We start from the raw sequence: 24096 nt of genomic DNA, 5'->3' as shown, positions 1-24096 counted from the left end.
CGGAAAGCCCTCCCAGGGAAGCGCCGGAGTTGCATTCCCCTGCGCCCGAAACCACGCTAGAGCCGTCTCTTGAGGTTCGTCGGAGATCCGTCCCTTGATCAAGTTCCCCCACAGCCGCGTCTGGGCCCTGCTGGCCGTCACGGTCATCCTGGCCAGCTGCGGTCAGGACAAGAGCGCCGAGAAGCCGCCGGAGCCGGGCGACACCGCCGTGGCCCGGGTCAACGGGCACAATGTGTGGGCCTCGGACGTCAAGCGCGAGGCGGTGGCCCAGGGGCTGATCAGCGAGGGTGAGCCGCTGGACATCTCCAGCGACGTGTTCCGCCAGCGCCTGGACGAGGTGGTCGACCAGAAGCTGCTGGCCGCCGAGGCGCTGAAGCGCAAGCTGGACAAGGATCCCGTCGCCCAGCGCCGCCTGGCCGCCGCCCGTGAGCGCATCCTGGGCGACATGCTGGTCGAGAGCGTGGTCGAGAAGGCCGTCAACGAGGACGCCATCCGCCGCCTCTATGCCGAGCAGCAGAAGCTGTCCAAGCGTTCGGAAGAGATCCGCGCCCGCCAGATCCTGGTCGCCACCCAGGCCGAGGCCGACAGCATCAAGAAGCTGCTGGCCACAGGCGCCTCGTTCGACGCCCTGGCCATGGAGCGCTCGACCGATCAGGCCACCCGCTTCAACGGCGGCGACCTGGGCTATTTCACCGTCGACGTCATGCCCGAGGCCTATGCCGCGCCCCTGAAGACCGCCCAGAAGGGCCAGGTGGTCGGACCGTTCGCCACCGAGGGCGGCTGGGCGATCCTGCGCGTCGAGGACAAGCGCATGGAAGAGCCGATCACGCTGGAGGCCGCGCGTCCGCAGATCGTCCGCTTCCTGACCTATGACCAGGTCCGCGACCTGCTGGAAAAGCTGCGCGGCGGCGCCAAGGTCGACATGCTGGCCGCCAAGACCCAGGACGTGCCCGGCGCGCCGCAGGAACCGGCCTCGGCCCCGCCTGAGCTGCAGGGCTCGGCCCCGGCCTCCGCCCCGGCGGCGGCTCCGCCCGCTCCGGCGCCCGCGAAGAAGAATTAGTCGAGACGACCCGATGCCCAAGAAGACCGACAAGACCGCCGCCGAAGCCGACGCCGGAACGCCGGGCGCCGTCGAGCGCGTGGGCCAGAGCCTGGAGCGGGCCCTGGATCCCCTGGCCTCGGCCCTGAAGCGCGCCACGCGCCGCGCCGACAAGCCGGCCGCCAATCCTGCCGCGAAGGGGGCCGCCGCTGCGCCGGGCAAGCCGGGCCTGGCGATCTCGCCCCTGGCCGTGCCGTTCCCGACCATCCCGCCGATCGCCGGCGTCGAGATCGCGACCGGCCGCGCGGGCTTCTACAAGCACGAGCGCGAAGACCTGCTGCTGATGCGCTTCGCCGAGGGCACCAGCGCGGCGGGCGTCTTCACGCGCCATGGCGTCGGCTCGGCCCCGGTTGACTGGTGCAAGCGCCAGCTGGCCGCCAGCGGCGGCGCCGATGTGCGGGCCCTGGTGGTCAACGCCGGCTGCGCCAACAGCTTCACCGGCAAGCCGGGCGCCGACGCCGTGCGCCGGGTCGCCACCGCCGTGGGCAAGCGCTTCGACTGCCGCCAGCGCGACGTGATGATGGCCTCGACCGGCGTGATCGGCGTGATCCTCGACGACGCCAAGATCACCGCCCGCCTGGCCGAGGTGGAGACCCGCCTGACCGAGGACGCCTGGTCGCAGGCCGCCCAGGCGATCATGACCACCGACACCTTCCCGAAGGGGGCCTACGCCACGGCCCTGATCGACGGGCACGAGGTCAGGATCGCCGGCATCGCCAAGGGCTCGGGCATGATCGCGCCGGACATGGCGACCATGCTGGCCTTCGTGGCCACCGACGCCGCCATCGCCCCGGCGGCGCTGCAGACCCTGGTCAGCCTCTATACCCGCACCACCTTCAACAGCGTGACGGTGGACGGCGACCGCTCGACCAACGACACCCTGCTGCTGTTCGCCACCGGGCAGTCGTCCGCGCCCAAGATCCAGCGGGCCGTCGACCGCCGCCTGGCCGATTTCCGCGAGAAGCTGGACGCCCTGATGCTGGACCTGGCCCAGCAGCTGGTCCGCGACGGCGAGGGCGCCACCAAGTTCGTCCGCGTCACCGTCAACGGCGCCCAGAGCCCGGCCAGCGCCCGCAAGATCGCCCGCACCATCGCCGAAAGCCCCCTGGTCAAGACCGCCTTCGCCGGCGAGGACGCCAACTGGGGCCGCATCGCCATGGCCATCGGCCGGGCCGACGAGCCGGTGGCGCGCGAGAAGATCAGCATCAAGTTCGGCGACCTCTACGCCGCCCGCGACGGCCTGGTCTCGCCCGACTATGACGAGGCCGCGATGAGCGCCTACGTCAAGAAGCCGGAGTTCGAGGTCACCGTCGATGTCGGCGTCGGCAAGGGCTCGGCCACGGTCTGGACCTGCGACCTGACCAAGCAGTATGTGGCCATCAACGGCGATTATCGGTCCTGACCATGGCCAGCGAACCGCTCCCCCTCGACCTCGACGAGATCGCCGCGACCTGCCGCGAGCACGGCTATGTCGTCACCGAGATCGACAACGGCCTGGAGGTTTCCGGCGCCGAGGACGGCGGGGCCTTCTATCTGTTCCCTCAGAACGGCTGGCTGCAGGTGCGCTGCCAGGTGCTGGACCCCCAGGACCTGGACAAGGCCCGCGACCTGACCGCCCTGTTCGAGACCATCGCCCGCGCGCAGTTTCGCCTGATCGGCTGCCGGTTCGGCTTCGACGTCCTGACCGGTCTGTGGCTGATCGAGGATTGCTATCCGGGCTTCGAGCCCGCCGGCGTGCCGGCCGTTCTGGAGCAGCTGGCCTTCGTCTGGGGCTCGCTGCAGGCCGTTCTCGACACCGCCCTGGGCGGTGAAGTCCCCAATGACGACGCGCTGGACGCGGCGTTCGAGCTGGAAGCGGTGTCGCCGCCGAACTAACCGGTGACGGGGCGGAACCTTGTTGCCAAGCTTGCCGTTCCTAACCAGCGTTCAGTCATTCGGGCGCTTGAGGATTTGATATGCGTGGATCTGGCTTTCGATACGGACTTCTGGCGGTGGTCGCGGCGCTGACGCTCTCGGGCGTCGCCCAGGCGCAGGACAAGGCGCAGGACGGGCGCGGCGACGACAAGGCCAAGGACGAAGCCGCTTCCCCGGGCCGCTGGGGCGACACCCGCAAGCGGGCGCTCGAGATCGGCTCCCAGCCCGGCCGCGACGTCGGGGTGATGCGGCGCGACATGCCGGCCATTCTCGAGGAAGCCCTGGCCGATCCCTATACGCTGAAGGGCCTCAAGACCTGCGTGCAGCTGGCCGGCGAGGTCCGCAAGCTCAACGAGGCCCTGGGTCCCGACTACATTGTCGGCAACGAGGTCAAGGAAAGCCGCGCCGGCAAGCTGGCCGAGGCCGGGGGCCGGACGGTGATCAACTCGATCATCCCGTTCCGCGGCCTGGTCCGCGAAATCTCCGGCGCGGCGCCGGCCGAACGCCGGCTGAACGCGGCCCTGGACGCCGGCCTGGCGCGGCGCGGGTTCCTGCGCGGGGTGCACTACAAGCAGCGGTGCAAGACGAAGTTCTGAGGGGGCGCTTCAGGCGTCCTGGCCGATCGCGCGCCGCCATCGCCGGACCCATCGCCTCAGCAACGACGGCGGCCGATAGGGCGTCTCGCGGATGTCCCGCGCGGGACGGCGACGGATATGGTCTTCGAGCCGAAACCGGGACGCGGCGGCCAGCACGAGCGGCCCGCGTTCCACGACGACGAAGCCGTTGAACACTTCGACCCGGGCTATCAGGTCGTGGGCCGTGCCCGCCGCTTCGATGATCTCGACGACCAGATCGGTCAGGCGTCGCTCATGGGCCCACGGGTGGTCGGGATCGGCAAAGCCGCGCCAGTGGTCCCAGGCCCAGTCTTCCAGAATATAGGTCCCGCCCGGACGCAGCAGCGGAAACAGCGTCTCGAAGCTGGCCTTCGACGGCGCGTAAAGATGCGAGGCGTCGTCGATCACCAGATCCAGCGGGCCGTCCATCTCGGCCCGCACGATGCGGCGCAGCTCGGCATGGTCGGCCTGATTGGTCCGCCAGTAGGTGCTCACGCGATCAGCCAGACCGCGCGCGGCGATCCACTGGTCGAAATAGGGGCTGTCCCTGCGCGCCTGGAAGTCGATCGCGACATGCTTGGCGGGTTTCAGCGCCTCGACCCAGAAGGCGGTGCTGCCGCCGTCATAGATGCCCAGCTCGAAGACGTTGGTCATCGGAAGGCGGTCGTGGCGCGCGAAATGCAACTGGTACTGATCGACCAGCTCGCGGGTCTTGTAGAACTTGAAGTGATCGTCCTGGCCGCAGGCGGAGGCCGCCCCGCTCTCGATCTGGAAGCTGACCCCGTGGAATTCCGCGCGATCAGCGGACCACTTCATACTCTCGAACATCAGCCCCTCGACCTTACGTACGCTCTCGGCGCTGATCTATCCTGAGGTTGTGCTGAGTCTCACCTCTCCACCACGGTGAAAGCGAGGGTGATGGTCATCGCGTGAACGGGGCGGATGTCGGGGGTTGCTCCCTCTCCCATAGGGAGAGGGTTGGGGTGAGGGGTTACGGCGTTCGACGGAGTGCCGGCACGCCGTCAAGCCTCGTAACCCCTCACCCTCCCACCGCTTTGCGGCGGGCCCCTCCCTCTCCCTAAAGGAGAGGGATTTAGGTCAGCAACGAGTCGAAAGCAGACCGGCGATCGTCTCGCCGTGAGATTTAAGGATGGCTCCCTTCGGCGCGAAGGGGGGCGGGGCGCGCCTCTCTAATAAATCACCGTCATTCCCGCCCTTGTGGCGGGAACCCCTCGTTCCGTTCGCACGTGAAGCGCCAGCGAAGTGCGCGCGCACTTCGCCCCTCCCGCACCTGCGGCGGGTAGAGGGGTTCCCGCCACAAGGGCGGGAATGACGGGAGTTATGGGGATTGGCCGTACTGTATCCCCGTTTTTACCAGAGCAGACCTGAGCGAAATCAACCGCTTGTAAAAAAGTTGATCGCGCCAATCAGACGCGCTGAAACCTCCTGCATAATCAATCTCACCTGACAGCACGGGAAGGGCGTCCGGCCGGCGACCAGCGACGGCTGTCAGGGGTGATCGAGCGGGGCCACCGTTCGGGCGCATGCCCGGGCGGCCGGTTAAAGAGAGGGCGGGTGACGTAAACCCGCCTATCGGGGGCAAGCCAAGGCCTCCGCCCGTCCGAAGGTTCGCTCCGGGTTCCTCCGGAATCGGCGTGGCTGCAGCCCAAGGCTGGGTCCGTCGCGAGGAGGGCAAAGCCCGGGTGGGGCATAGGGTTGAACTAGACCCGCGCGCCCCGGCCAGAGGGATAACGATCACGCGGAGCGTTCGTCTTCGTCGAAACGGTACTTCTCAAACTCACATCCGGGCGAGGCCCGGACGCTCCGCGACCCTTTCCATCACCCTCGCAGCGAAAGCGCGAGGTTGTGAAACCGTGTCCGCCAGACTTGCCCCCTGTCCCCCAATCAAGTTCACATGCCAACCTGAAGTCGTGACCCGGGGACAGCGTTGACCGAAGCCTTGATCGTGCGGGGTCTGAACAAGACCTTCGCCAAACCCGCCGTCGCCAATCTGGACCTGACCGTCCATGCCGGCGAGCTCTACGCCCTGCTGGGTCCCAATGGCGCGGGCAAGACCACCACCCTGCGGATGGTGGCGGGGCTGACCCAGCCCGACAGCGGCCAGATCAGCATCTATGGCGTCGACGCCCGCCAGGATCCGGCCGGGGCCAAGGCCCTGGTCGCCTGGGCGCCCGACGAGGCGATGATCTATGACCGTCTGACGCCGCTGGAATATCTGGAATTCGTGGCCGGCCTCTGGAACGTCGATCCCAAACTGGCCAAGACCCGGGCCGAGGCGCTGCTGGCCCAGTTGGGCCTGGCCGACGAGGCCCGCCGCCGCTGCGAGGGTTTTTCGCGCGGCATGAAGCAGAAGGTCGCCCTGGCCGGGGCCCTGATCCATGACCCCCGCCTGCTGATCCTGGACGAGCCCCTGACCGGCCTGGACGCCGCCGCCGCGCGGCTGGTCAAGGACATGCTGCAGGCCCGCGTCGACGCCGGCGGCACAGTGATCCTGACCACCCACATCCTCGAGGTCGCCGAGCGCATGGCCGACCGCATCGGCATCATCGCCGGCGGCAGGCTGCTGGCCGAGGGCCGGCTGGACGAACTGCGCGCCCAGGCCGGCGGGGCGGGCGGCAGCTCCACGCTCGAGGACGTCTTCCTGCAGCTGACCGCCGAAAGCGCCGCCGCGTGAGCCTGCTGAAACCCGCCAGCACGGCGTGGCTGCTGGCCCACGAGATGCGCCTGGCCTGGCGCGGCTTTCGCGCGGGCCAATCTGGCAAGGGAAAAGGGGCCGGCAAGGGCGTCGGCGCCCTGATCGGCCTGGCGATCCTGTTCGCCTTCGCCTGCGTCGGCGGCGTGTTTCTGGCCCTGGGGGTGCACGGCCACGAGGTGCCGATCCATCCGCTGGCCGTGCTGATCGCCGACCTGCTGTGCGCGGTGCTGCTGACCCTGATGCTGTCCCAGACCCTCAGCGCCTCGGCCGAGGCGCTGTACGAGCGGGGCGATCTGGACCTGCTGTTCTCCTCGCCGATCGCGCCGCGCAAGGTGCTGCTGGTGCGCTCGCTGGGGATCGCGACTGGGGTGGCGGCGATCTTCATGGTGTTCGCGGCCCCGATCCTGCTGCCGTCGATCCTGTATGGCCATCCCGGCTGGTTGGGCGTGTTCGGAGTGCTGATCGCCCTGGCCCTGACCGCGACGGCGCTGGGGCTGGTCCTGGCCATGGCGCTGTTCGCCCTGATCGGTCCGCGCCGCACCCGCACCGTGGCCCAGGTGCTGGCGGCCCTGGTCGGCGCGGCCTTCTTCCTGGCCAGCCAGTACCGCACCCTGATGGGCGAGGCGGCCAGCGAGAGCCTCTACGCTGCGATCGTCCGCGAGGCGATGGACGGCCGCCTGACCCCGCCGCCCTGGGCCAGCCTGCCGCTGCGCGCCATGATCGGCGAGCCCCTGCCGCTGGCGGGGATGCTGGTCCTCGGCGGCGGCCTGTTCTGGCTGGCGACCAGCGCGCTGGGCCGGCGGTTCTCCGACGCCGCCGCCGCGGCCCAGGGCGCGGCCTCCAAGCGACCGCGCGGCCGGGTCAAGCCCGCCGGGGCCTTCGCGGCCGGGGCCTTCAAGGCGACGGTGCGCAAGGAGCTGCGGCTGATCGGCCGCGACGCCACCCTGCTGTCGCAGGTGCTGCTGCGGGTGCTGTATCTGATCCCGCTGGCCCTGGTGCTGGCCCGTTCGGCCGCCAAGGTCGACGCCGCCGCCCTGGCCGGCGGGGCCGGGATCGTGGCCTTCATGGCCGGGCAGGTGGCTGGCAGTCTCGCCTGGATCACCCTGTCGGCCGAGGACACCCCCGACCTGCTGGCCGTGTCGCCGACCTCCATGGCCACCCTGCGCCGGGCCAAGCTGGTCGCGGCCCTGATCCCGGTGGCCGTGCTGCTGGTGGGGCCGATCGCGGCCCTGACCTGGTTCCAGCCCCTGACCGGCCTGATCACCGCCGTCGGCGCGGGCCTGGCCGCCTGGGCCTGCGGGCTGATCAATGTCTGGCATCAGAAGCCCGGCAAGCGCGCCGACTTCCGCCGCCGTCGCGGGGCCTCGTGGCTGGCCACCCTGGCCGAGATTCTGATCGGCGCCCTGATCGCCGGCGCGACCACCCTGACCGTGATGGGCCTGGCCGGCTGGGCCGCGCCGCTGGTGATCATCGCCCTGACCGTGCTGATGGTGATGCGGCGGACGGACGAGCAGATCGGCAGGGCGCTGAGGGCGGCGGGTTAGGCGTCCAGCAGCGCCCGGATCTGGCAGACCACCCCGGTCGGTTCGAACCGGATCGAGGCCTCGCCCGACAGTTCGGCGGCCAGGCCGCGTTCGATCAGGCGCGAGCCGAAGCCGCGCTGGGTGGGCGGGCTGACGGGCGGACCGTCGCTCTCGGTCCAGGTCAGGTCCAGCCGCTCGGCCATCCCCGGGGCCAGAGCCCAGCTGACGCGGACGCGGCCGTCCGGAACCGACAACGCGCCATACTTCACCGCATTGGTGGCCAGCTCGTGCAGGGCCATCGACAGCGACAGGGCCGTGCGCGGCGACAGCCGGATCGCCGGGCCGGCCAGCGCGAACCGCGCCGAACCGCCGTGCAGCACCGCCAGACGCGTGACGATGTCGTGCAGCTCCGCGCCTTCCCAGTTCTCGCGGGTCAGCAGGTCGTGGGCCTCGGCCAGGGCGACGATGCGGCTGGTGAAGGCCTCCTGGGCCTGGGCCAGTGGCCGCGCGGCGTTGAAGCTCTGGGCCGCTATGGCCTGGATGGTGGCCAGGGAGTTCTTCACCCGATGGTTCATCTCGTTGACCAGCAGGCGCAGATGCAACTCGGCGCGCTTGCGGTCGGTGATGTCGACGGTGGCGCCCAGCATGCGGATCGGCTTGCCGTCGTCCGAGAAGAAGGTCTCGCCCTTGGCGGAGATCCAGCGCTCCCTGCCGTCGTCACGGCCGATGGCGCGGAACTCAAGGACGTAGTCAGCGCGGCTGTGCGGATCCAGGGCGCGGTCAAAGGCGGCGCGGATCTGGTCCAGATCGTCGGGATGCAGGCGCTCGTAGAAGGTGTCGAGGGTGACGGTCTCGCCCCGCGGCATGCCGAACATCGCATAACAGCTGTCCGACCAGGTCAGCAGGCCCGTGGCGACATCCAGTTCCCAGATCCCCAGGCCGGCGGCGTCGACGGCCAGTCGCAGGGTCTCTTCCTGCCGCAGCAGGTGGGCCGCGGTTTCCTTGCGTTCGGTGACATCGGAGACCACGCCCACGAAGCGGGTGCAGCGGTCCTGTTCGAAATAGGCCCGACCGAAGATCTCGACCCAGCGCAGCGCCCCGTCGCTGGCGCGATGAATCCTGTATTCCTGATTGATCTTGCCGTCGCCCGCCGGATCCAGGGCGGCGCTGATCGTGTTGCGGATGCTGGCCAGATCGTCCGGATGGACCAGCTTTTCGAAGGTCTCGGAGGTGTTTTCGACATCGTCGTCCAGGCCGAAGATTTCGCGCGCCCGCCTGTCCCAGAATCGCGCGCCGATCGATGGGTTGTGATCCCAGCGACCCATGCGGGCGGCGTGGACCGCCAGATCCAGGTCGGCGCGCGCCGCCAGCAGCTCGGCCTCGGCGGCCTTGCGCTCGGTGATGTCCAGGACCACGCCGGTGTTGCGCGAAGGCTTCCCGTCGGCGTCGAGATAGGCGCTGCCGCGGGCATAGACCCAGCGGATCGAGCCGTCGGGCATGACCAGGCGATACTCGTCCGAGAAGTCGCCGCCCGTTTCGATCGCCGCCAGGCTGAGGGTCCGGATGCGCTCGCGATCCTCGGGATGCACGGCCGGGGTGAAGCTCTGGACTGGCAGGCCGACCTCGACCAGCTCGGGCGTCAGCGAGTGCAGGGCGGCGTAGCCGGCGTCGGCATAGACCTTGTTGGCCTTGACGTCCCAGTCCCAGGCGCCGATGCCGCCGGCCGCCTCGATGGCCAGACGATAGCGCCGCTCGGTTTCACGCAGGGCGCGTTCGGTCTCGACGGCTTCGGTCAGCTCGACAGCCGTGATCAGCACCCCGCCGACGCCGGTCGGTGCGCTGGTGTCGGGCACGGGACTGTAGCTGATGGTGAAATGGCCGATCCGGGGGCTGGCGTCGTCGTCGCGCCGGACGCTGAGGGGCATTTTCTCGAGCGCGTAGCCGCCGCTGGTTCCGTCCAGGATCGTCTCGTGCATCGCCCGCAGGCTGGCCTGGAACTCTTCGGAGTGCTGGCTGAACAGCATGCCCAGGGCCGCCGGGTGCTTCTCGTGCAGGGCCGGGGCATAGGCGTCGTTATAGATCAGGCACAGCTGCGGACCCCAGCGCAGGGCCATGGGAAAGTTGGTGGCCAGGATCATGTCGACGGCCAGGCGCAGGCTGGGCGACCAGGTCTCCATCGCGCCGATCGACGTACGGGACCAGTTGAAGGCGCGCACGCGTTCAGCCATCTCGCCGCCAGCGATCCTCGTCAGCGTCGGTCCGGCGCGCGGCTGTGTTTCCGCCATCGCAGCTGTTTCCTCCCACCGGTGCGCGACCGGCTCCGGGGGCAGGTGAACCCATCGCGGAGCCTGATTCAAGGCTTGTCTGGCCGGGAGCCGACCCCGGCGGGCGGCAAATGTGCTTGCAGACGAAAAAACGGCCGCTTTCGCCCCTCGGGGTGAAAAACGGCCGTCTATTCAGTCACATGCCGGGGTGGCCCCGGCGAAGTCATACTCGTTTTGAGTATCAGTCGATCGGGTTCCAGCGCTTCTCGGCGGGCGCCGCGGCGCTGCTGCGCTTGGGGCCGCGATAGTCGCCGCCGGCCGGCTTGGCCGAGGCGTTGGAGGCTCCGCTGCGACCGCCGCCGCCGCCATTGCGGCTCTGGCCCTGGCCCGGACCCTTGGCGGCGCCGTCGCCGTTGCGGGCCGGACGGTTGCGCTGACGACGCAGTTCGGCCGGAACGTTGTTGCGCGGGTCGGCGCGGCGCGGATCGACGTACTTCTCGGGCGGAGCCAGCTTGTCGGCGACAGCGGCGGCCGCGGCCAGGCTCTTGTCGTTGCGACGATCGAAGGTCGGGATCGTCTGGCGGGTGGCCTTCTGGATGTCGCGCAGCAGGGTGCGTTCGTCATCGGCGCAGAAGCTGATGGCGATGCCGTCCTTGCCCTTGCGCGCCGTACGACCGATGCGGTGGACGTAGGATTCCGGCACGTTGGGCAGCTCGAAGTTGAACACGTGGCTGACGTCGTTGACGTCGATGCCGCGCGCGGCGATGTCGGTGGCGATCAGGGCCTTGACGTCACCGGCCTTGAAGGCGGCGAGGGCGCGTTCGCGCTGGCCCTGCGTCTTGTCGCCGTGGATGGCGGCCGCTTCGATGCCGCTGGCGACCAGATACTTGGCCACCCGGTCAGCGCCGCGCTTGGTGCGGGTGAAGACGATGGAGCGTTCGACGGCGCTGTCGGCCAGCAGTTCGGCCAGCAGGGGACGCTTGCGCTGGGCTTCGATGAAGATCAGCGACTGGTTGATGCGCTCGACCGTGGTGGCTGACGGGGTGATCGACACCTGGGCCGGATTCTTCAGCAGTTCGCCGGCCAGCTTGCCGATCTCGGTGGGCATGGTGGCCGAGAAGAACAGGTTCTGGCGTTCCTTGGGCAGTTGCGACGCGATCTTGCGGATCGGCACCACGAAGCCCAGGTCCAGCATCTGGTCGGCTTCGTCGAGCACGAAGATCTCGACGCCGTTCAGGTGGGCGGACTTTTCACCCAGGTGGTCCATCAGGCGGCCCGGGGTGGCCACGACCACGTCGACGCCGGCCGCCAGGGCCTTCATCTGCGGGCCATACTTCACGCCGCCGAAGATGGTGGCGACGGTCAGGCCCATGTGCTTGCCATAGTCGCGGAAGCTGTCGGCGATCTGGGTGGCCAGTTCGCGGGTCGGCGACAGGACCAGGCAGCGGAAGCCGCGGCGCGGGGCCGGCTTCTTGTCTTCGGCCAGGCGATGCAGGATCGGCAGGGCGAAGGCGGCGGTCTTGCCGGTGCCGGTCTGGGCGATGCCCAGCAGGTCGCGGCCCGACAGCACGGTCGGAATGGCCTGGGCCTGGATCGGGGTGGGGGTGGTGTAGCCCTTGTCGGTCAGGGCCTTGAGAAGCGGCTTGGCCAGGCCAAGGTCAGAAAATTGGGTCAAGTCGGCTGTCTTTCAGACAATGCCACATGACGGCGCGCGCGGTCCTCGCGCGGCTCGTCCATGGGACGGGTCGGTTGGGGAGCGCCCCGCGTGGCCCGGGCGGTCTTATGGACGTTTCATGGCGCTCGACAGGCTGATCCGAAAAACGGACCTTCACGCGACTGGAGCGCCGATAGCGCCTATGGGCGCACGGTCCATATCGTTTGTTGCAGGTGCGAAGTCAAGGGGCGCGGGGACGCACCCCCTGCGCGGAGCCTTTTTGCCGTGGGGATTTCAGGACTTGGGCTTGGGTTTCACATCGAAGATCTTGTTCACGATCTTCCAGCCGTCGGGCGTCTTCAGCAGCTGCATGTAGTCGGTCAGGACGGCGCCGGGATAGTCCAGCACGATCTTGGCGCTGGCGGCCGAGCCGGTGATGTCGATCGACTCGATCCAGCGCTTGCGCTGCGCCTCATCGGCGGCCGGCTTGCCGTTGGCGCCGGCGATGTACTCGTCGTCGCTGCGCTGGACGTACTGGCCCTCGCGCATCCATTGCAGCCGGGACTCGTCGTGGAAGGCCTGGCGAAACTCCCCGGGATCACCGGTGGCGTGGCCGGCCAGATAGTGCTCCAGCGTCGCGCGGATGGCGGCTTCATCGGGATTGGCCTGGGCCAGGGCCGGCGCGGCGGTCAGCAGGGTCAGGCCTGCCGCGGTGGTCGCGATCGATCGATACATGGGGGTTCCCTCCAGCCCGTTTCGGCGACGCTAGGAAGGCAATATGGCGACCGTGCGGCCAAGGTCTTGCCAGTCGCCGCGCCCCGCGCCAAACCCGGCGTCATGAGCAAGCCCACCCTCCTCGTCGCCGCCGCCGCTATGATCGATGTCGATGGCCGCGTGCTGATCTGCAAGCGGCCACAAGGCAAGCAACTGGCCGGGCTGTGGGAGTTTCCGGGCGGCAAGGTCGAGCCGGGCGAGACGCCCGAAGAATGCCTGATCCGCGAGCTGCAGGAAGAGCTGGGGATCAAGGTCGCTCAATCCTGCCTCGCGCCGTTTGTCTTTGCATCCCACAGTTACGAGTCTTTTCACCTCCTGATGCCACTCTACCTGCTGCGCCGCTGGGAAGGCCTGGTCACGCGCAAGGAGCATGAGGCGCTGGCATGGGTGAAGCCGGACAAACTGGCCGACTATCCGATGCCCCCGGCGGACATCCCGCTGGTGGCGTGGCTGCGCGATCTGCTCTGAAGCGCTTTGGCCGCGACCAGAGCGGCGCCACCGCCGTCGAGGTGGGCCTGCTGGTCGCCTGTATCTGCATCGCCATCATCAGCGCCGTTTCCATGCTGAGCGGCGGCATCAAGACCAGCTTCGAAAAGACCTCCACCGCCATCGCCTCGACGCACGGCAGCTAGCTAGACCGGCTTCTCGCCCGCCGATTGCTCCTGAACGCCCAGGGCGTCGGCCAGTCGCATCTTGGCCGAGCCGGGCCGCAGGGGCTTTTGCTGGCTCTCATGCGGCGCCCAGCCGGTTACCGCCACGATCTCGAACGTCGCCGGCACGCGGCCGTCGGCCTCGGCGAAGCGCTCGACATAGATTTCCATCGCTCGCGCCAGCACCCGCCGGCCCATCGGCTTGCGCGAGCGGTCCAGCAGCACGCTGGTCTCGCCCATGCGCCGAAGATCGCGCAGCAGCTCGATCGGGTGGCCGTAGCGCACCTTGACCCGGTCCACGTCCGCCACCGGCAGGGCGAAGCCCGCCCGCTGCAGCAGTCCCGCCGCGTCGATGGCGTCGGCGAAGGGCGAGACGCGGAACGACGCGCCGCCCGTAACCTCGTCCTCGGCCTGCAGCAGGGCCTGACGCAGCTCGGTCAGGGTGGCCCCGCCGAAGATCGCGCCGATGAACAGGCCGTCGGGCCGCAGCGCCCGGCGGATCTGGATCAGGGCTCCGACCAGGTCGTTGGTCCAGTGCAGCGACAGGGTCGAGACGGCCAGGTCCAGCGTGGCGTCGCCGAACGGCAGGCGCTCCTCGTCGGCCACGACCTTGAGGCCGTCACCGGTCCCCAGCATCCGCGCCGACAGGTCAGTCTGGAACAGCACGTCGATATTGGCGGCGGCGTCGCTGGCGGCCAGGGCCTGCGAGAAAGCGCCGTTTCGCGCTCCGAGATCGACGGCGACCGGAAAGCGTCGCAGGATCGTCTCCAGCCGCATGACCACATCCTCGGCCGAGCGGCGCTTGAGGAAGTCTGCCGACGCATAGTCAGGCGCGGCGCGGTCGAGGCGGACCTTGAGAAGGTGGCGGTCGAAGAGGAGGGGCGAGGCGGTCATGCGGGCGGAACATGGCGATTTCGAACCGATATGGAAAGCGGGGCCGCGTCTGAGAGGTCTCGGACGGGGCCTGCTCGACCTTCTTCTGCCGCCCCGGACCTTTGAAGGCGGCCCGGCCCAGACCCGCGGACTGTCCGCTGAAAGCTGGAGCCGCGTCACCTTTCTGGACGATCCGGTCTGCGACGGCTGCGGTCTGGCCCTGCCGTTCGACAGCGGCGCGGTCGAGCATTGTGCGGCCTGCCAGGCCCGCCCGAGGGCCTTTGGCCGGGCTCGCGCGGCCTGCATCTATGACGAACATTCCCGCGACCTGATCCTGAAACTCAAGCACGCCGATCGCACCGACCTGTCGGGCCTGATGGCCCGCTGGCTGTCGCGCGCCGCCGCGCCGCTGCTGGAAGAGGCCGACGCCATCGCGCCGGTGCCGATGCATCCGGGCCGCCTGCTGCGCCGCCGCTACAACCAGGCCGCCGAGATCGCCCGGCCCCTGGCCCGCGCCAGCGGCGTGGCCTACCTGCCCGACGCCCTGATCCGTCAGCGCGACACGGTCAGCCAGGGCGGCAAGTCGGCCTCGGGGCGTCGCCGCAACGTCGCCGCCGCCTTCATCGTGCCCGAGTCGCGCCGGCATCGGGTGATCGGACGCAGGATCGTGCTGGTCGATGATGTTCTGACCACCGGCGCCACGGCCGAGGGCTGCGCGCGGGCCCTGATGGCGGCCGGAGCGGCGGAAGTGACCCTGGCGGTCGTGGCGCGCGTTACAGAGATGCAAGCGCGTCCTATATGAGGACCACAAGGAGAGACTCGTTACGCCCATGGCCAAAGTCACCATCTATACCCGCCCGTTCTGCGGCTATTGCGCCCGCGCCCTGAAGCTGCTGGGCGACAAGGGCGCTGACTTCACCGAGATCGAAGCCGGCATGGATCCCAAGCTGCGTCAGGAAATGATGGACCGCTCGGGCCGCACCACCTTCCCGCAGATCTTCGTGGGCGAGCAGCACATCGGCGGCTGCGACGACATGGTGGCCCTCGACCGCGAGGGCAAGCTGGACGCGATCCTGGCCGCATGAGCTCCGAGGGCGCCTTGAGGGTCGGCCTGATCCAGACGCGGACCCCCGCCACCCACGCGGCGGCGCTGGCCCATGTCGCGCCGCTGGTGCGCGAGGCCGCGGCCCAGGGCGCCCGGTTCATCCTGACGCCTGAGGGGACCAACGTCCTGCAGAAGGACCGCGCCCGGCTGCTGCCGGCTCTCCAGAGCCTGGAGGACGACATCGTCGTGCGCGGCCTTCGCGACCTGGCCGTCGAGCTAGGCGTGTGGATCGACATCGGCTCGGCCCTGGTGCTGCGCGAGGATGGGAAAGCCGCCAACCGGCAGGCGGTGATCGACCCAGCGGGCGTGATCGTCGCCACCTACGACAAGCTGCACATGTTCGACGTTGACCTCCCTACCGGTGAAACCGCGCGGGAATCAGCGACCTACGAGCCGGGCGAGCGGGCGGTGGTGGTCGACACGCCGCTGGGCGTCTTCGGCCTGACCATCTGCTACGACATGCGCTTTCCGGCCCTGCATCGGGCCCTGGCCCTGAAGGGCGCAACGATCCTGACCGCTCCGGCCGCCTTCACCCGGCCCACGGGCCAGGCGCACTGGGAGATCCTGCTGCGGGCCCGGGCCATCGAGACCGGCTCGTTCGTGCTGGCCGCCGCCCAGGGTGGTTTCCACGAGGACGGGCGCGGCACCTGGGGGCGCACCATCGCCATCGGTCCGTGGGGTGAGGTCATCGGCGTGCTTGACCATGACGAGCCCGGAGTGCTTGTGGCCGATCTCGACCTGGACGCCGCGCTCAAGGCGCGCGCGGCCATTCCCGCTCTCAAGAACGCCCGCGCCTTTACCGGTCCCTGACCATCCCCATCTTCAGATCATGATCAAGTACGCGCTCCAGTGCGATCAGGCCCATGCGTTCGAGGGCTGGTTCGGCTCGTCGTCCGACTATGACGACCAGAGCGCGCGGGGCCTCGTCGACTGTCCGCTGTGCGGATCGAAGGGCGTGTCCAAGCAGATCATGTCGCCCGCCATCGCCGGCACCAAGGCCCAGAAGGCCGCGCCCCTTCCTGACAGTTTGGCCGTCGACCCGAAGATGCGCGAGATGATGATGGCGGCCATGGGCGAGGTCCGTCGGCACGTCGAGGACAATTTCGACAATGTCGGCGACGCCTTCGCCAAGGAGGCCCGCGACATCCACGAGGGCAAGTCCGAGGAACGCGGCATCTACGGCCAGGCCACGCCGGCCGAGGCCAAGGCCCTGATCGAGGACGGCATCAAGGTCGCCCCCCTGCCGCCCGCGCCGCCGAAGAAGACGGACGTGAACTGAAGCGGACCCAGGCGCTTTCCAAGTCAGGCTTCCGCAACCATAGTGTGTGGGCTTCGCGATTGCTGGCGGAGCGATAGGGGGCTCGATGCGCAACGTCCTGGCTGTCGTGACCAGCGTGCTGGTCTTCGCGGGCGCCGCGATCCCCGCCATGGCGCAGACCGCGCCCGCACCCCCCACCAGCGAGCGCCTGTCGGACGCGGCGATCCGCAAGGTGCTGGTCCAGCGGGTCGATATCGACAAGCAATCGGCCGGCATCGTGGTGGGCGTGATCGACCGGACGGGGCGGCGGGTCATCGCCCAGGGCGTCCGCGACCTGAAGACAGGGCGCCCCGTCGACGGCGAGACCCTGTTCGAGATCGGTTCGGTGACCAAGGCCTTCACCGGCCTGCTGCTGGCCGACATGGTCGAGCGGGGCGAGGTCAGGCTGGATGATCCGGTCGTCAAATACCTGCCGCCGGGCGCGGTCGTGCCCGAACGCAACGGCAAGGCCATCACGCTGCTGGACCTGACCACGCACACGTCGGGCCTTCCGCGCCTGCCGGGCAACATGGCGATGGCGGATCCCCTAAACCCCTATGCCGACTATACGGAGGCCCAGCTCGACGCTTTTCTGAAGGGCTATGTGCTTACGCGGGACATCGGCGCGACCTATGAATATTCCAATCTGGGCGTCGGTCTTTTGGGCCGGGCCCTGGCCCGTCGCGCTGGCGGCGATTACGAGACGGTCCTGCGTCAACTGGTGCTTAAGCCGCTGGGTCTTTCCAGCACCGCGATCACCCTGACGCCGGCCTTGGCCCAGCGGTTCTCGACGGGCTATTCCGCAGACTTGGCCGTGACGCCGCACTGGGACCTGCCCAGCCTGGCCGGGGCGGGCGGCCTGCGCTCTTCGGCCGACGACCTTCTGACCCTGCTGGCCGCCGAGCTCGGCTATGTCGACACGCCGCTGAAGACCGCCATGGCCGCTCAGCTCAAGCCGCGCCGTCCTGTCAGTGACAAGGTGCAGGTGGCCTTGGGCTGGCACATCGGCGCAACGCCCGACGGCGAGATCGTCAGCCACGGCGGCGGCACGATGGGCTTTCAGAGCTTTGTCGGCTTCGACCGTAAGACCGGGCTCGGCGTCGTCGTTCTGAACAACACCGCCAGCCCGCTCGGGATCGATGATCTGGGCCTGCACCTGCTGATCGGAACACCCTTGAAGGCCGCGCCCAAGGCGCGTGTGGCGACCACCCTGGCGCCGGCCGTGCTCGACGGCCTGACCGGTCGCTACGCCCTCGCGCCGGGCGCCGTCATCACCATCACCCGCGACGGTGAGCGGATGTTCGGCCAGCTGACCGGCCAGCCCCGTATCGAGTTCTTCGCCGAGGGGGCGACCCGCTTCTTCACCCGGATCGTCGACGCCCAGATGACCTTTGACGTTGGCGCGGATGGCCGCGCCACGGGTCTGACCTTGCACCAGAATGGCCAGAACACGCCCGCGCCCCGACTGGCCGAGGGCGCGGAACCGCCGGCCGCGCCGCCGCCGCCCAAGATCGTCGCGCTTTCCCCTGCGGCGCTGGACGCCCTGGTCGGCCGCTATGCCCTGGCGCCGGGGATGGTCATGACCGTGACGCGCCAGGAGGCACGGCTGCTGGCCCAGCTGACGGGCCAGCCGGTCTTCGAGATCTTCCCGCAAAGCCCGACCGAGGTGTTCTGGACCGTGGTCCCGGCCAGAGCCAGTTTCGTGCTCGGCGCTGACGGCAGGGCCATCAGCCTGACGCTGCACCAGAACGGTCGCGACCTGCCGGCGCCCCGGCTGCCCTAGGCTGCGTCGGGATGATGCCTTCGGCTGCGGCTAGAACCAGCCGGCTTCCTTCAGCACCTGGCCATAGGTTCGGCTCACCGGGACCGCGAGACCGCCGGCGAGGCGCATCTCGCCTGCGCCGCGTCGCCAGCGCACATCCTCCACCGCGTCCGCCGCAACCCACCAGGACCGGTGGACACGCCAGCCGTGGGCCCGCGCCAGCTCGTCCAGGGCGTCGGCGAAACGTAGGGTGATCAGCTCCGCGCCGGCGTCGGTGTGGACCTTCAGGTAGTGGTCATGGGCCTCGATGGCGATCAGCCGCGCGCCGCGCCGTTTCGCCGAAAGCCGGCGCCGGAAGGCCGCTTCGGCCTCGGGCAGGGGAGGCGCGACGATGGTTCTCGTCTCGACCCGCGCAGGCGTGCGCCGCCAGACCAGGGCGCGGACCACCATCACCGCCAGCAGGATAGGCCAGACCTGCCAGAGCAGCCACCGGTAGGCCCACCAGCTGAACGCTCCGTCCGTCAGGAGGTGCTGAGTGGTCAGCACCAGCAGCGTCACCGGCGGCGTCGCCAGCGTCGAGACCGCCGCCACCCGTGGCCAGGTCGCGGCCATGCGCAGGCTCAGCAGCTCATCCGCCGCGATCCCGATCACCCCGCCGCCGACCATGCAGATCATCCAGTAGGCATAGCGCACCATGATCGGCACGCGCTCCGAGGCGAACGGACCCAGGAATCCCATCAGCAGGCCGATCACGACCAGCATGGCGAGGTCGATCAGCCATCGCCGCGCCGTGGCCGTCTCAGTCAGTTCCCCTGCCTTGCCGTGCATGCTGTCCCGCTCGCGAAGCCCTGGCGCCGTTCGCGAAGCAAGGCCTAGCGAGCCGCCGTCCGGTCGGCAACGAAGTTTGGCCAAACCGCCACAAGGACTCATCGCTTGACCGCCACCCTCGCACCGCTCGCGACAAGACCCCTGTCGTGGCCCGCCCGTATCGGCTGGATGTTCCTGGCCCTCCTCTGCCTGGGGATCGCCGCCTATTCCGCGCGCTATCTGCTGCATCCGCCACGGACGCCGGGCGAGGCGCTGGGAAACCCGCTGGGGGTTCCGTGGCTCTTCATCCACATCGCCGGCTCGGTCACGGCGCTGGTGCTGGGCTCGCTGCAGTTCCTGCCCGCCCTGCGCCGGGGCGCGAGCCCGCCGCACCGCTGGATCGGTCGGGTCTATGTCATGGCGTGCCTGATCGGCGGCGGGGCGGGCCTGATCCTGGCGGCCGGCTCCTCGGCGGGCCCCATCGCCTCGGCGGGTTTCGGAAGTCTCGCCGTCCTCTGGATCACCGCGAACCTTCTGGGCTGGCGTGCAGCCGTGCAGGGTCGCTTCGCGGAGCACCGCCGGTGGATGATCCGCTCCTGGGCCCTGACCCTGGCCGCCGTCACCCTGCGGCTCTACCTGCCGCTGGTCATGATCCTGGACCTGCCATTTGTCCCTTGGTACCGCGCCATCTCGTTCCTGGCCTGGGTTCCGAACCTGATCGCGGCGGAGCTCTGGCTGCGCCGATCCTCATCGAAGGCCGGCGCGGCGTGACCCCGGACGCAAAACGCCCCGGCTTTCACCGGGGCGTTCTGGTCGTGCTCTGGGCTAAGGCCTAGCGGCGATAGCGGTACTCGTAGTGGCACTTCTTCTTCTTGGCGATCTGGTTGCCGGCGACAGCGCCGACAACGCCGCCGAGGATCGCGCCTTCGGTCTTGGCGCCATTACCGGCGACGGCGGCGCCGAGCGTGCCGCCCGTCAGGCCGCCGATCACAGTGCCCTTGCCGCCCTTGGTCTTGGTGCAGACCTTCACGCGATAGCGTTCGCCGCGCTGTTGGGCTTCAGCCGCCGTGACGGCGACGGTCGAGGCCGTGAAGGCCAGAGAAAGAGCGATAACGATAGCTTTGGTTTGCGCGCGCATGGCGGGCTCCGATTGTTCTTGTGGTGTCCCTGACCGTCATAACGTCCCAGACGCATGTCGGTTCTATGGCGACGGTCGGGATTCCGACGCTGGTCGGCGACGGAGGCCAAGACCCCCGTCGCCGTGCAGCCTAGCCTTCGACGCGGAAGCGGCCTTCGGCGTCGGGACAGACGCGGATGTAACGCGTCTCGGTGCGGCCGTTATATTCCGTCGGCGCGGGGGCCAGACGGCAGCGTTCGTCGCCGCGGCTGCTGTAGGCGCCGCCGTTATAGGCCGCCTCGCGGTAGGGGACCGTCTCGTCATAGGTCCAGTAGTTGCCGCGGGTGTCGCACTTGGACTTGGCCGAGGCGTTGCCGATGGCGGCGCCGATGCCGGCCCCGACCAGGGCGCCCAGGACCGTGCCTTCCGGCTTGGCGTTGCGGGCGGCGGCGTTGGAGCCGACCACGCCGCCGGCCAGGGCGCCGATCACGCCGCCGACGGTGGCGTTGCGCTTGGCGTCCTGACGGCAGGGCTCATTGTACGAGGTGTTGGTCCCGTACTGGCCGCCGGCGTAGGGCGCGCTGTAGCGCGTCGCATACTCCGGATTGCGGCGATCATAGGCGCCGCCGCCATAGCGACGATCATAGTCGGCGCGGGCCCGGTCATAGTCGGCGCGGTCGCGTTCCCACTGGGCGCGCTGGGCGTCATAGGCGCTGTTGTTGGCATAGGCGGAGCCGCTGACATTGAAGCGCGCGGCGATCTGCGGATGGCGGCGATCATAGGCGCCGGCGCCCCGACGACGATCATAGGCGCGACGGTCGCGCTCATAGGTCTGGCGGTCGCGCTCAAAGGCGGCCTGCTCGGCGTAATAGGCGCTGCTGGTCTGATAGTTGGCCGAGGAATAGCGCGTCGCATACTGCGGATAGCGACGGTCATAGGCGCCGGCCCCATAGCGGCGGTCGTAGTCACGACGCGACTTTTCGTAGGCGACGCGATCCTTTTCATAGGCGCGCTGCTTGGCGTCGTAGTCCGCGATCTGGGTGCGATAGTCGGCGCGCTGGTCCTGATAGGTGTCCAGACGCTGCTGATAGGCGGCCTGGGCGCTGGCGGTCTGGGCCAGGGCCGGGGCGGCGGCGCCGAAGGCGACCGTGGTGGCCATCAGCGCGGCGATATATTTCGATGTCATGGTGGTGCTCTCCGTTCGGTCGAACGGATCAACGGCCATCCCCCGATGGGGTCGCCAATCCTTCACAGTGTCCCTGTGCCAAGGGAAAGCCCGGCGAAGGTGAAGGTTCCGCCGAGGGTCAGTCGGTCAGCCATTCGATGTGGAACTCGCGGCCATCCCAGAGGACGGCGGCCTCCGAGGCCTCGCTATAGCCGAACAGCAGGTCGCCCTGCTTCAGGTCCACCTTCGGATGCGGGCAGGGCTGGCTTTTGGCGCCCATGCCCTTGCCGCAGGCGGTCGCGACGCCGTCCTGGGCGCTGGCCAGCTTGAAATAGTTCGGCGGCGAGAGCTGCAGCGACAGGCTCGTCAATATGCCCGGAGCGGCGCCCCGGGTGATTTCCAGCTTGTAGATATCGCGCCCGGTCCGGCTGATCCGCGCGGTGTCGGTCAGGCCGTCGTGATCGAAATCGCCCTGGATGGGGCCGGGAATGCTGGCGGCCAGCAGGAACAGCAGGGGCAGGAGCATTGAGGCCTCAGGTTGTGAGCAACCCAAGGTTATGTCAGTCGCGAGTGACCGTCATCATATAGTTGATGTCGCTGTCGCTGGACCGGCTCCACCGGCCGGTCAGGGGATTGTAGGTCACGCCGAAGGGGCCCTGCATCTGCACCGGCTCGCCGGCCAGGAAGGCGCGCAGCTCGTCCGGTTTCAAGAACTGCTTCCAGTCGTGGGTGCCGGCGGGCACCCAGCGCAGCACATATTCGGCGCCGATCTTGGCCAGGGCCAGGGCTTTCAGCGTGCGGTTCAGGGTGGCCACGATCATCAGGCCGCCGGGCTTGAGTAGCTGAGAGCAGGTGCGCAGGAACGCGCCCGGATCGGCGACGTGCTCGATGACCTCCATGGTCAGCACCACGTCAAACGGCCCCGCGCCTTCGGCCAGCAGCTGTTCGGCCGTGGCGGGGCGATAGCCGATCTCCAGCCCCTGTTCGGCGGCGTGGGTGGCGGCGGTCTTGATGTTCTTTTCCGAGGCGTCGATGGCCGTGACCGCAAAGCCCAGCCGCGCCATCGGCTCGCTGAGCAGTCCGCCGCCGCAGCCGATGTCCAGCAGGGTCAGCCCGTCGAACGGCGCGCGGGCGTTGGTATCACGGTCGAACCGCGCCACGGCCTGCTCGCGGATGAAGGCCAGCCGGCAGGGATTAAACACATGCAGCGGCGCGAACTTGCCCTTGGGATCCCACCATTCGGCCGCGATGGCCGAGAACCGCGCCACGTCGGCGGGGTCGATGGACCAGGAGGGGGGAGCGTCGGGCGAAGCGGCTTGGGTCATGTGGACTGTCTACCACGCCGGCCGCCGTGCGACATCGTCGGCGAAAAAAGACAGGCCCGCGACATTGCCGTTGCGCCATTGCGCCGCTAGAAGGCCGGGGCTTGCGCGGCGGGGAGTGATCCGGCCGCGTGGGCGCAAGAAAAAACCGCTATCGCTTGAGGGTTTGAAGACGTGTCTCGTCTGGTGATGAAGTTCGGCGGCACCTCGGTGGCCGACCTGGAGCGCATCCGTCGGGTGGGCCGTCTGGTCGCCGCCGAGGTCGCGACCGGCAAGCAGGTCGCGGTGGTGGTCTCGGCCATGTCGGGCAAGACCAATGAGCTGGTCGCCTGGACCGACGGCGCCGGCCGCGCCGCGCCCGGCCTTCCCGAGTCGGACGACGAATACGACGCCATCGTCGCCTCGGGCGAACAGGTCACCGCCGGCCTACTGGCCATGACCCTGCGCAATATGGGCCTGGACGCGCGCTCGTTCCTGGGTTGGCAGGTGCCGATCCTGACCGACACCGCCCACGGTCGCGCCCGTATCGAAGACATTCCGCCGGCCAATCTGGAGGCCTGTTTCGCAGCCGGCCAGATCGCCGTGATCGCCGGCTTCCAGGGCGTCACCCCCGACGGCCGCATCACCACCCTGGGCCGGGGCGGCTCGGACACAAGCGCCGTGGCCATCGCCGCCGCCGTCAAGGGCGCCTGCGATATCTATACCGACGTGGACGGCGTCTATACGACCGACCCGCGCATCGAGAAGAAGGCCCGCAAGCTGGCCAAGATCTCGTACGAGGAAATGCTGGAAATGGCCTCGCTGGGGGCCAAGGTTTTGCAGACCCGCTCGGTCGAGATGGCGATGGCCCATCGCGTCCCGGTGCGGGTGCTGTCGAGTTTCGTCGAGCCGGGTGAAGCCCCGGGCCAAGGTACGATCGTCTGCGACGAGGAAGAAATCATGGAAAAGCGCATCGTCTCGGGCGTCGCCTATAGCCGCGACGAAGCCAAGATCACCCTGCTGGGCCTGCCCGACCATCCGGGCGTCTCCTCGCAGATCTTTGGCCGTCTCGCCGACGCCAATGTGAACGTCGACATGATCGTGCAGTCGCGCGCCCGCAGCGCCGACACCGCCAACATGGAGTTCACGGTCGGCAAGCGCGACGCCCAGCGCGCCGTCGAGATCGTCACCGCCGCCCAGAAGGAGATCGGCTTCGAGGCCGTGGCCATCGACGAGGACGTCTCCAAGGTCTCGGTGATCGGGGTCGGCATGCGCAGCCACGCCGGCGTCGCCCAGTCGATGTTCCAGGCCCTGGCCGAGAAGAACATCAACATCCAGGTGATCTCGACCTCGGAGATCAAGATCAGCGTGCTGATCGACGCGGCCTATACCGAACTGGCCGTTCGCGCCCTGCATGCGGTTTACGGGCTGGATCAACTGTAGGCCAAACGTCGCCGAGTC

Annotated in this window: 26 protein-coding genes; 16 read left to right on the top strand and 10 right to left on the bottom strand. The window is 68.9% G+C overall.

The window, feature by feature from the left end; genetic code table 11:
* Positions 1-94: 94 nt before the first annotated feature.
* The 4 genes from ACW17V_RS15970 to ACW17V_RS15955 all read left to right on the top strand — a co-directional run bounded on the left by ACW17V_RS15970 (position 95) and on the right by ACW17V_RS15955 (position 3609).
* Positions 95-1060, top strand: coding sequence for a peptidylprolyl isomerase (locus ACW17V_RS15970; RefSeq protein ID WP_492106042.1), 966 nt, complete (start codon positions 95-97; stop codon positions 1058-1060).
* Positions 1061-1073: 13 nt separating this feature from the next.
* Entirely contained in the window at positions 1074-2501 is a 1428-nt protein-coding gene (gene argJ, locus ACW17V_RS15965; protein ID WP_492106041.1) for a bifunctional glutamate N-acetyltransferase/amino-acid acetyltransferase ArgJ, read from the top strand.
* A gap of 2 nt (positions 2502-2503) precedes the next feature.
* Positions 2504-2974, top strand: coding sequence for a hypothetical protein (locus ACW17V_RS15960; protein ID WP_492106040.1), 471 nt, complete (start codon positions 2504-2506; stop codon positions 2972-2974).
* Positions 2975-3054: 80 nt separating this feature from the next.
* Entirely contained in the window at positions 3055-3609 is a 555-nt protein-coding gene (locus tag ACW17V_RS15955; protein ID WP_492106039.1) for a hypothetical protein, read from the top strand.
* 9 nt (positions 3610-3618) lie between these two features.
* On the opposite strand, the gene ACW17V_RS15950 is transcribed toward ACW17V_RS15955, so the two are convergent.
* Positions 3619-4455, bottom strand: a complete 837-nt coding sequence (locus tag ACW17V_RS15950) for a class I SAM-dependent methyltransferase (RefSeq protein WP_492106038.1) — start codon at positions 4453-4455, stop codon at positions 3619-3621.
* A 101-nt stretch (positions 4456-4556) separates the two neighbouring features.
* On the opposite strand from ACW17V_RS15950, the gene ACW17V_RS15945 reads away from it, so the two are divergent.
* From ACW17V_RS15945 to ACW17V_RS15935, 3 genes are all read left to right on the top strand, one after another.
* Entirely contained in the window at positions 4557-4709 is a 153-nt protein-coding gene (locus tag ACW17V_RS15945) for a hypothetical protein (protein ID WP_492106037.1), read from the top strand.
* 866 nt (positions 4710-5575) lie between these two features.
* The gene (locus ACW17V_RS15940; RefSeq protein WP_492106036.1) at positions 5576-6322 is read left to right on the top strand and encodes an ABC transporter ATP-binding protein; all 747 of its coding nucleotides are present in this window, start codon (positions 5576-5578) and stop codon (positions 6320-6322) included.
* Complete coding sequence (locus tag ACW17V_RS15935) at positions 6319-7887, top strand: hypothetical protein (protein WP_492106035.1); 1569 nt, start codon at positions 6319-6321, stop codon at positions 7885-7887. Before ACW17V_RS15940 ends, ACW17V_RS15935 begins: the two co-directional genes overlap by 4 nt.
* Here the strand turns inward: ACW17V_RS15935 and ACW17V_RS15930 are convergent.
* The 3 genes from ACW17V_RS15930 to ACW17V_RS15920 form a co-directional block, all read right to left on the bottom strand.
* Positions 7884-10151: a sensor histidine kinase gene (locus ACW17V_RS15930; RefSeq protein WP_492106034.1), complete on the bottom strand. Its 2268-nt coding sequence runs from the start codon at positions 10149-10151 to the stop codon at positions 7884-7886. The genes ACW17V_RS15935 and ACW17V_RS15930 overlap by 4 nt on opposite strands.
* Positions 10152-10371: 220 nt before the next feature.
* Complete coding sequence (locus ACW17V_RS15925) at positions 10372-11805, bottom strand: DEAD/DEAH box helicase (RefSeq protein WP_492106033.1); 1434 nt, start codon at positions 11803-11805, stop codon at positions 10372-10374.
* Between the two features lie 273 nt (positions 11806-12078).
* Positions 12079-12519: a nuclear transport factor 2 family protein gene (locus ACW17V_RS15920; RefSeq protein ID WP_492106032.1), complete on the bottom strand. Its 441-nt coding sequence runs from the start codon at positions 12517-12519 to the stop codon at positions 12079-12081.
* A 102-nt stretch (positions 12520-12621) separates the two neighbouring features.
* Between ACW17V_RS15920 and mutT the strand changes: the two genes are divergently transcribed.
* Together mutT and ACW17V_RS15910 are read left to right on the top strand one after the other, a co-directional pair.
* Positions 12622-13026 carry an 8-oxo-dGTP diphosphatase MutT gene (gene mutT, locus ACW17V_RS15915; protein WP_492106031.1) on the top strand — a complete coding sequence of 135 codons (405 nt, stop codon included), beginning with the start codon at positions 12622-12624 and terminating at the stop codon, positions 13024-13026.
* A complete protein-coding gene (locus ACW17V_RS15910) occupies positions 13005-13190 on the top strand; it encodes a Flp family type IVb pilin (protein ID WP_492106030.1) in 186 nt (61 codons plus the stop codon). Before mutT ends, ACW17V_RS15910 begins: the two co-directional genes overlap by 22 nt.
* Here the strand turns inward: ACW17V_RS15910 and ACW17V_RS15905 are convergent, their stop codons facing one another.
* A complete protein-coding gene (locus ACW17V_RS15905) occupies positions 13191-14102 on the bottom strand; it encodes a methyltransferase domain-containing protein (protein WP_492106029.1) in 912 nt (303 codons plus the stop codon). It lies immediately after the preceding gene.
* On the opposite strand from ACW17V_RS15905, the gene ACW17V_RS15900 reads away from it, so the two are divergent.
* The 5 genes from ACW17V_RS15900 (at position 14101) to ACW17V_RS15880 (ending at position 18266) form a co-directional block, all read left to right on the top strand.
* On the top strand, positions 14101-14883 hold the full coding sequence (locus tag ACW17V_RS15900; protein WP_492106028.1) for a ComF family protein: 783 nt from the start codon (positions 14101-14103) through the stop codon (positions 14881-14883). The genes ACW17V_RS15905 and ACW17V_RS15900 overlap by 2 nt on opposite strands.
* Positions 14884-14911: 28 nt before the next feature.
* Positions 14912-15166: a glutaredoxin 3 gene (gene grxC / locus ACW17V_RS15895; protein WP_492106027.1), complete on the top strand. Its 255-nt coding sequence runs from the start codon at positions 14912-14914 to the stop codon at positions 15164-15166.
* On the top strand, positions 15163-15996 hold the full coding sequence (locus ACW17V_RS15890; protein ID WP_492106026.1) for a carbon-nitrogen hydrolase family protein: 834 nt from the start codon (positions 15163-15165) through the stop codon (positions 15994-15996). The genes grxC and ACW17V_RS15890 overlap by 4 nt, the downstream gene beginning before the upstream one ends.
* Before the next feature lie 19 nt (positions 15997-16015).
* Complete coding sequence (locus tag ACW17V_RS15885) at positions 16016-16465, top strand: DUF1178 family protein (protein WP_492106025.1); 450 nt, start codon at positions 16016-16018, stop codon at positions 16463-16465.
* A gap of 85 nt (positions 16466-16550) precedes the next feature.
* A complete protein-coding gene (locus ACW17V_RS15880; protein ID WP_492106024.1) occupies positions 16551-18266 on the top strand; it encodes a serine hydrolase in 1716 nt (571 codons plus the stop codon).
* Between the two features lie 30 nt (positions 18267-18296).
* Here ACW17V_RS15880 and ACW17V_RS15875 read toward each other — a convergent pair whose 3' ends face one another.
* Entirely contained in the window at positions 18297-19073 is a 777-nt protein-coding gene (locus ACW17V_RS15875) for a LytTR family DNA-binding domain-containing protein (protein ID WP_492106023.1), read from the bottom strand.
* A gap of 105 nt (positions 19074-19178) precedes the next feature.
* On the opposite strand from ACW17V_RS15875, the gene ACW17V_RS15870 reads away from it, so the two are divergent.
* Complete coding sequence (locus ACW17V_RS15870; RefSeq protein WP_492106022.1) at positions 19179-19823, top strand: DUF2306 domain-containing protein; 645 nt, start codon at positions 19179-19181, stop codon at positions 19821-19823.
* Between the two features lie 61 nt (positions 19824-19884).
* On the opposite strand, the gene ACW17V_RS15865 is transcribed toward ACW17V_RS15870, so the two are convergent.
* From ACW17V_RS15865 to ubiG, 4 genes are all read right to left on the bottom strand, one after another.
* Positions 19885-20190 carry a glycine zipper 2TM domain-containing protein gene (locus ACW17V_RS15865; protein WP_419318245.1) on the bottom strand — a complete coding sequence of 102 codons (306 nt, stop codon included), beginning with the start codon at positions 20188-20190 and terminating at the stop codon, positions 19885-19887.
* Positions 20191-20320: 130 nt separating this feature from the next.
* Positions 20321-21355 (bottom strand): glycine zipper 2TM domain-containing protein, encoded by a 1035-nt coding sequence (locus tag ACW17V_RS15860; RefSeq protein ID WP_492106021.1) that lies wholly within the window; start codon positions 21353-21355, stop codon positions 20321-20323.
* Between the two features lie 118 nt (positions 21356-21473).
* Positions 21474-21860 carry a hypothetical protein gene (locus tag ACW17V_RS15855; protein ID WP_492106020.1) on the bottom strand — a complete coding sequence of 129 codons (387 nt, stop codon included), beginning with the start codon at positions 21858-21860 and terminating at the stop codon, positions 21474-21476.
* A 34-nt stretch (positions 21861-21894) separates the two neighbouring features.
* Entirely contained in the window at positions 21895-22659 is a 765-nt protein-coding gene (gene ubiG / locus ACW17V_RS15850) for a bifunctional 2-polyprenyl-6-hydroxyphenol methylase/3-demethylubiquinol 3-O-methyltransferase UbiG (RefSeq protein ID WP_492106019.1), read from the bottom strand.
* A 171-nt stretch (positions 22660-22830) separates the two neighbouring features.
* Between ubiG and ACW17V_RS15845 the strand changes: the two genes are divergently transcribed.
* A complete protein-coding gene (locus tag ACW17V_RS15845; protein ID WP_492106018.1) occupies positions 22831-24078 on the top strand; it encodes an aspartate kinase in 1248 nt (415 codons plus the stop codon).
* Positions 24079-24096 lie beyond the last annotated feature (18 nt).

The sequence above is a fragment of the Caulobacter sp. FV2ye17ST genome (assembly GCF_058680955.1).
Note: the sequence above shows the minus strand (reverse complement) of the source record. Positions and strands in the feature narration are given on the sequence as shown.

Bases quoted from the DNA above. Each gene is read 5' to 3' on its own strand.
- argJ (WP_492106041.1), top strand. From the start codon at position 1,074: ATGCCCAAGAAGACCGACAAGACCGCCGCCGAAGCCGACGCCGGAACG.
- ACW17V_RS15960 (WP_492106040.1), top strand. From the start codon at position 2,504: ATGGCCAGCGAACCGCTCCCCCTCGACCTCGACGAGATCGCCGCGACC.
- ACW17V_RS15955 (WP_492106039.1), top strand. From the start codon at position 3,055: ATGCGTGGATCTGGCTTTCGATACGGACTTCTGGCGGTGGTCGCGGCG.
- ACW17V_RS15950 (WP_492106038.1), bottom strand. From the start codon at position 4,455: ATGTTCGAGAGTATGAAGTGGTCCGCTGATCGCGCGGAATTCCACGGG.
- ACW17V_RS15930 (WP_492106034.1), bottom strand. From the start codon at position 10,151: ATGGCGGAAACACAGCCGCGCGCCGGACCGACGCTGACGAGGATCGCT.
- ACW17V_RS15920 (WP_492106032.1), bottom strand. From the start codon at position 12,519: ATGTATCGATCGATCGCGACCACCGCGGCAGGCCTGACCCTGCTGACC.
- mutT (WP_492106031.1), top strand. From the start codon at position 12,622: ATGAGCAAGCCCACCCTCCTCGTCGCCGCCGCCGCTATGATCGATGTC.
- ACW17V_RS15900 (WP_492106028.1), top strand. From the start codon at position 14,101: ATGCGGGCGGAACATGGCGATTTCGAACCGATATGGAAAGCGGGGCCG.
- ACW17V_RS15905 (WP_492106029.1), bottom strand. From the start codon at position 14,102: ATGACCGCCTCGCCCCTCCTCTTCGACCGCCACCTTCTCAAGGTCCGC.
- grxC (WP_492106027.1), top strand. From the start codon at position 14,912: ATGGCCAAAGTCACCATCTATACCCGCCCGTTCTGCGGCTATTGCGCC.
- ACW17V_RS15890 (WP_492106026.1), top strand. From the start codon at position 15,163: ATGAGCTCCGAGGGCGCCTTGAGGGTCGGCCTGATCCAGACGCGGACC.
- ACW17V_RS15885 (WP_492106025.1), top strand. From the start codon at position 16,016: ATGATCAAGTACGCGCTCCAGTGCGATCAGGCCCATGCGTTCGAGGGC.
- ACW17V_RS15880 (WP_492106024.1), top strand. From the start codon at position 16,551: ATGCGCAACGTCCTGGCTGTCGTGACCAGCGTGCTGGTCTTCGCGGGC.
- ACW17V_RS15875 (WP_492106023.1), bottom strand. From the start codon at position 19,073: ATGCACGGCAAGGCAGGGGAACTGACTGAGACGGCCACGGCGCGGCGA.
- ACW17V_RS15865 (WP_419318245.1), bottom strand. From the start codon at position 20,190: ATGCGCGCGCAAACCAAAGCTATCGTTATCGCTCTTTCTCTGGCCTTC.
- ACW17V_RS15860 (WP_492106021.1), bottom strand. From the start codon at position 21,355: ATGACATCGAAATATATCGCCGCGCTGATGGCCACCACGGTCGCCTTC.
- ACW17V_RS15855 (WP_492106020.1), bottom strand. From the start codon at position 21,860: ATGCTCCTGCCCCTGCTGTTCCTGCTGGCCGCCAGCATTCCCGGCCCC.
- ubiG (WP_492106019.1), bottom strand. From the start codon at position 22,659: ATGACCCAAGCCGCTTCGCCCGACGCTCCCCCCTCCTGGTCCATCGAC.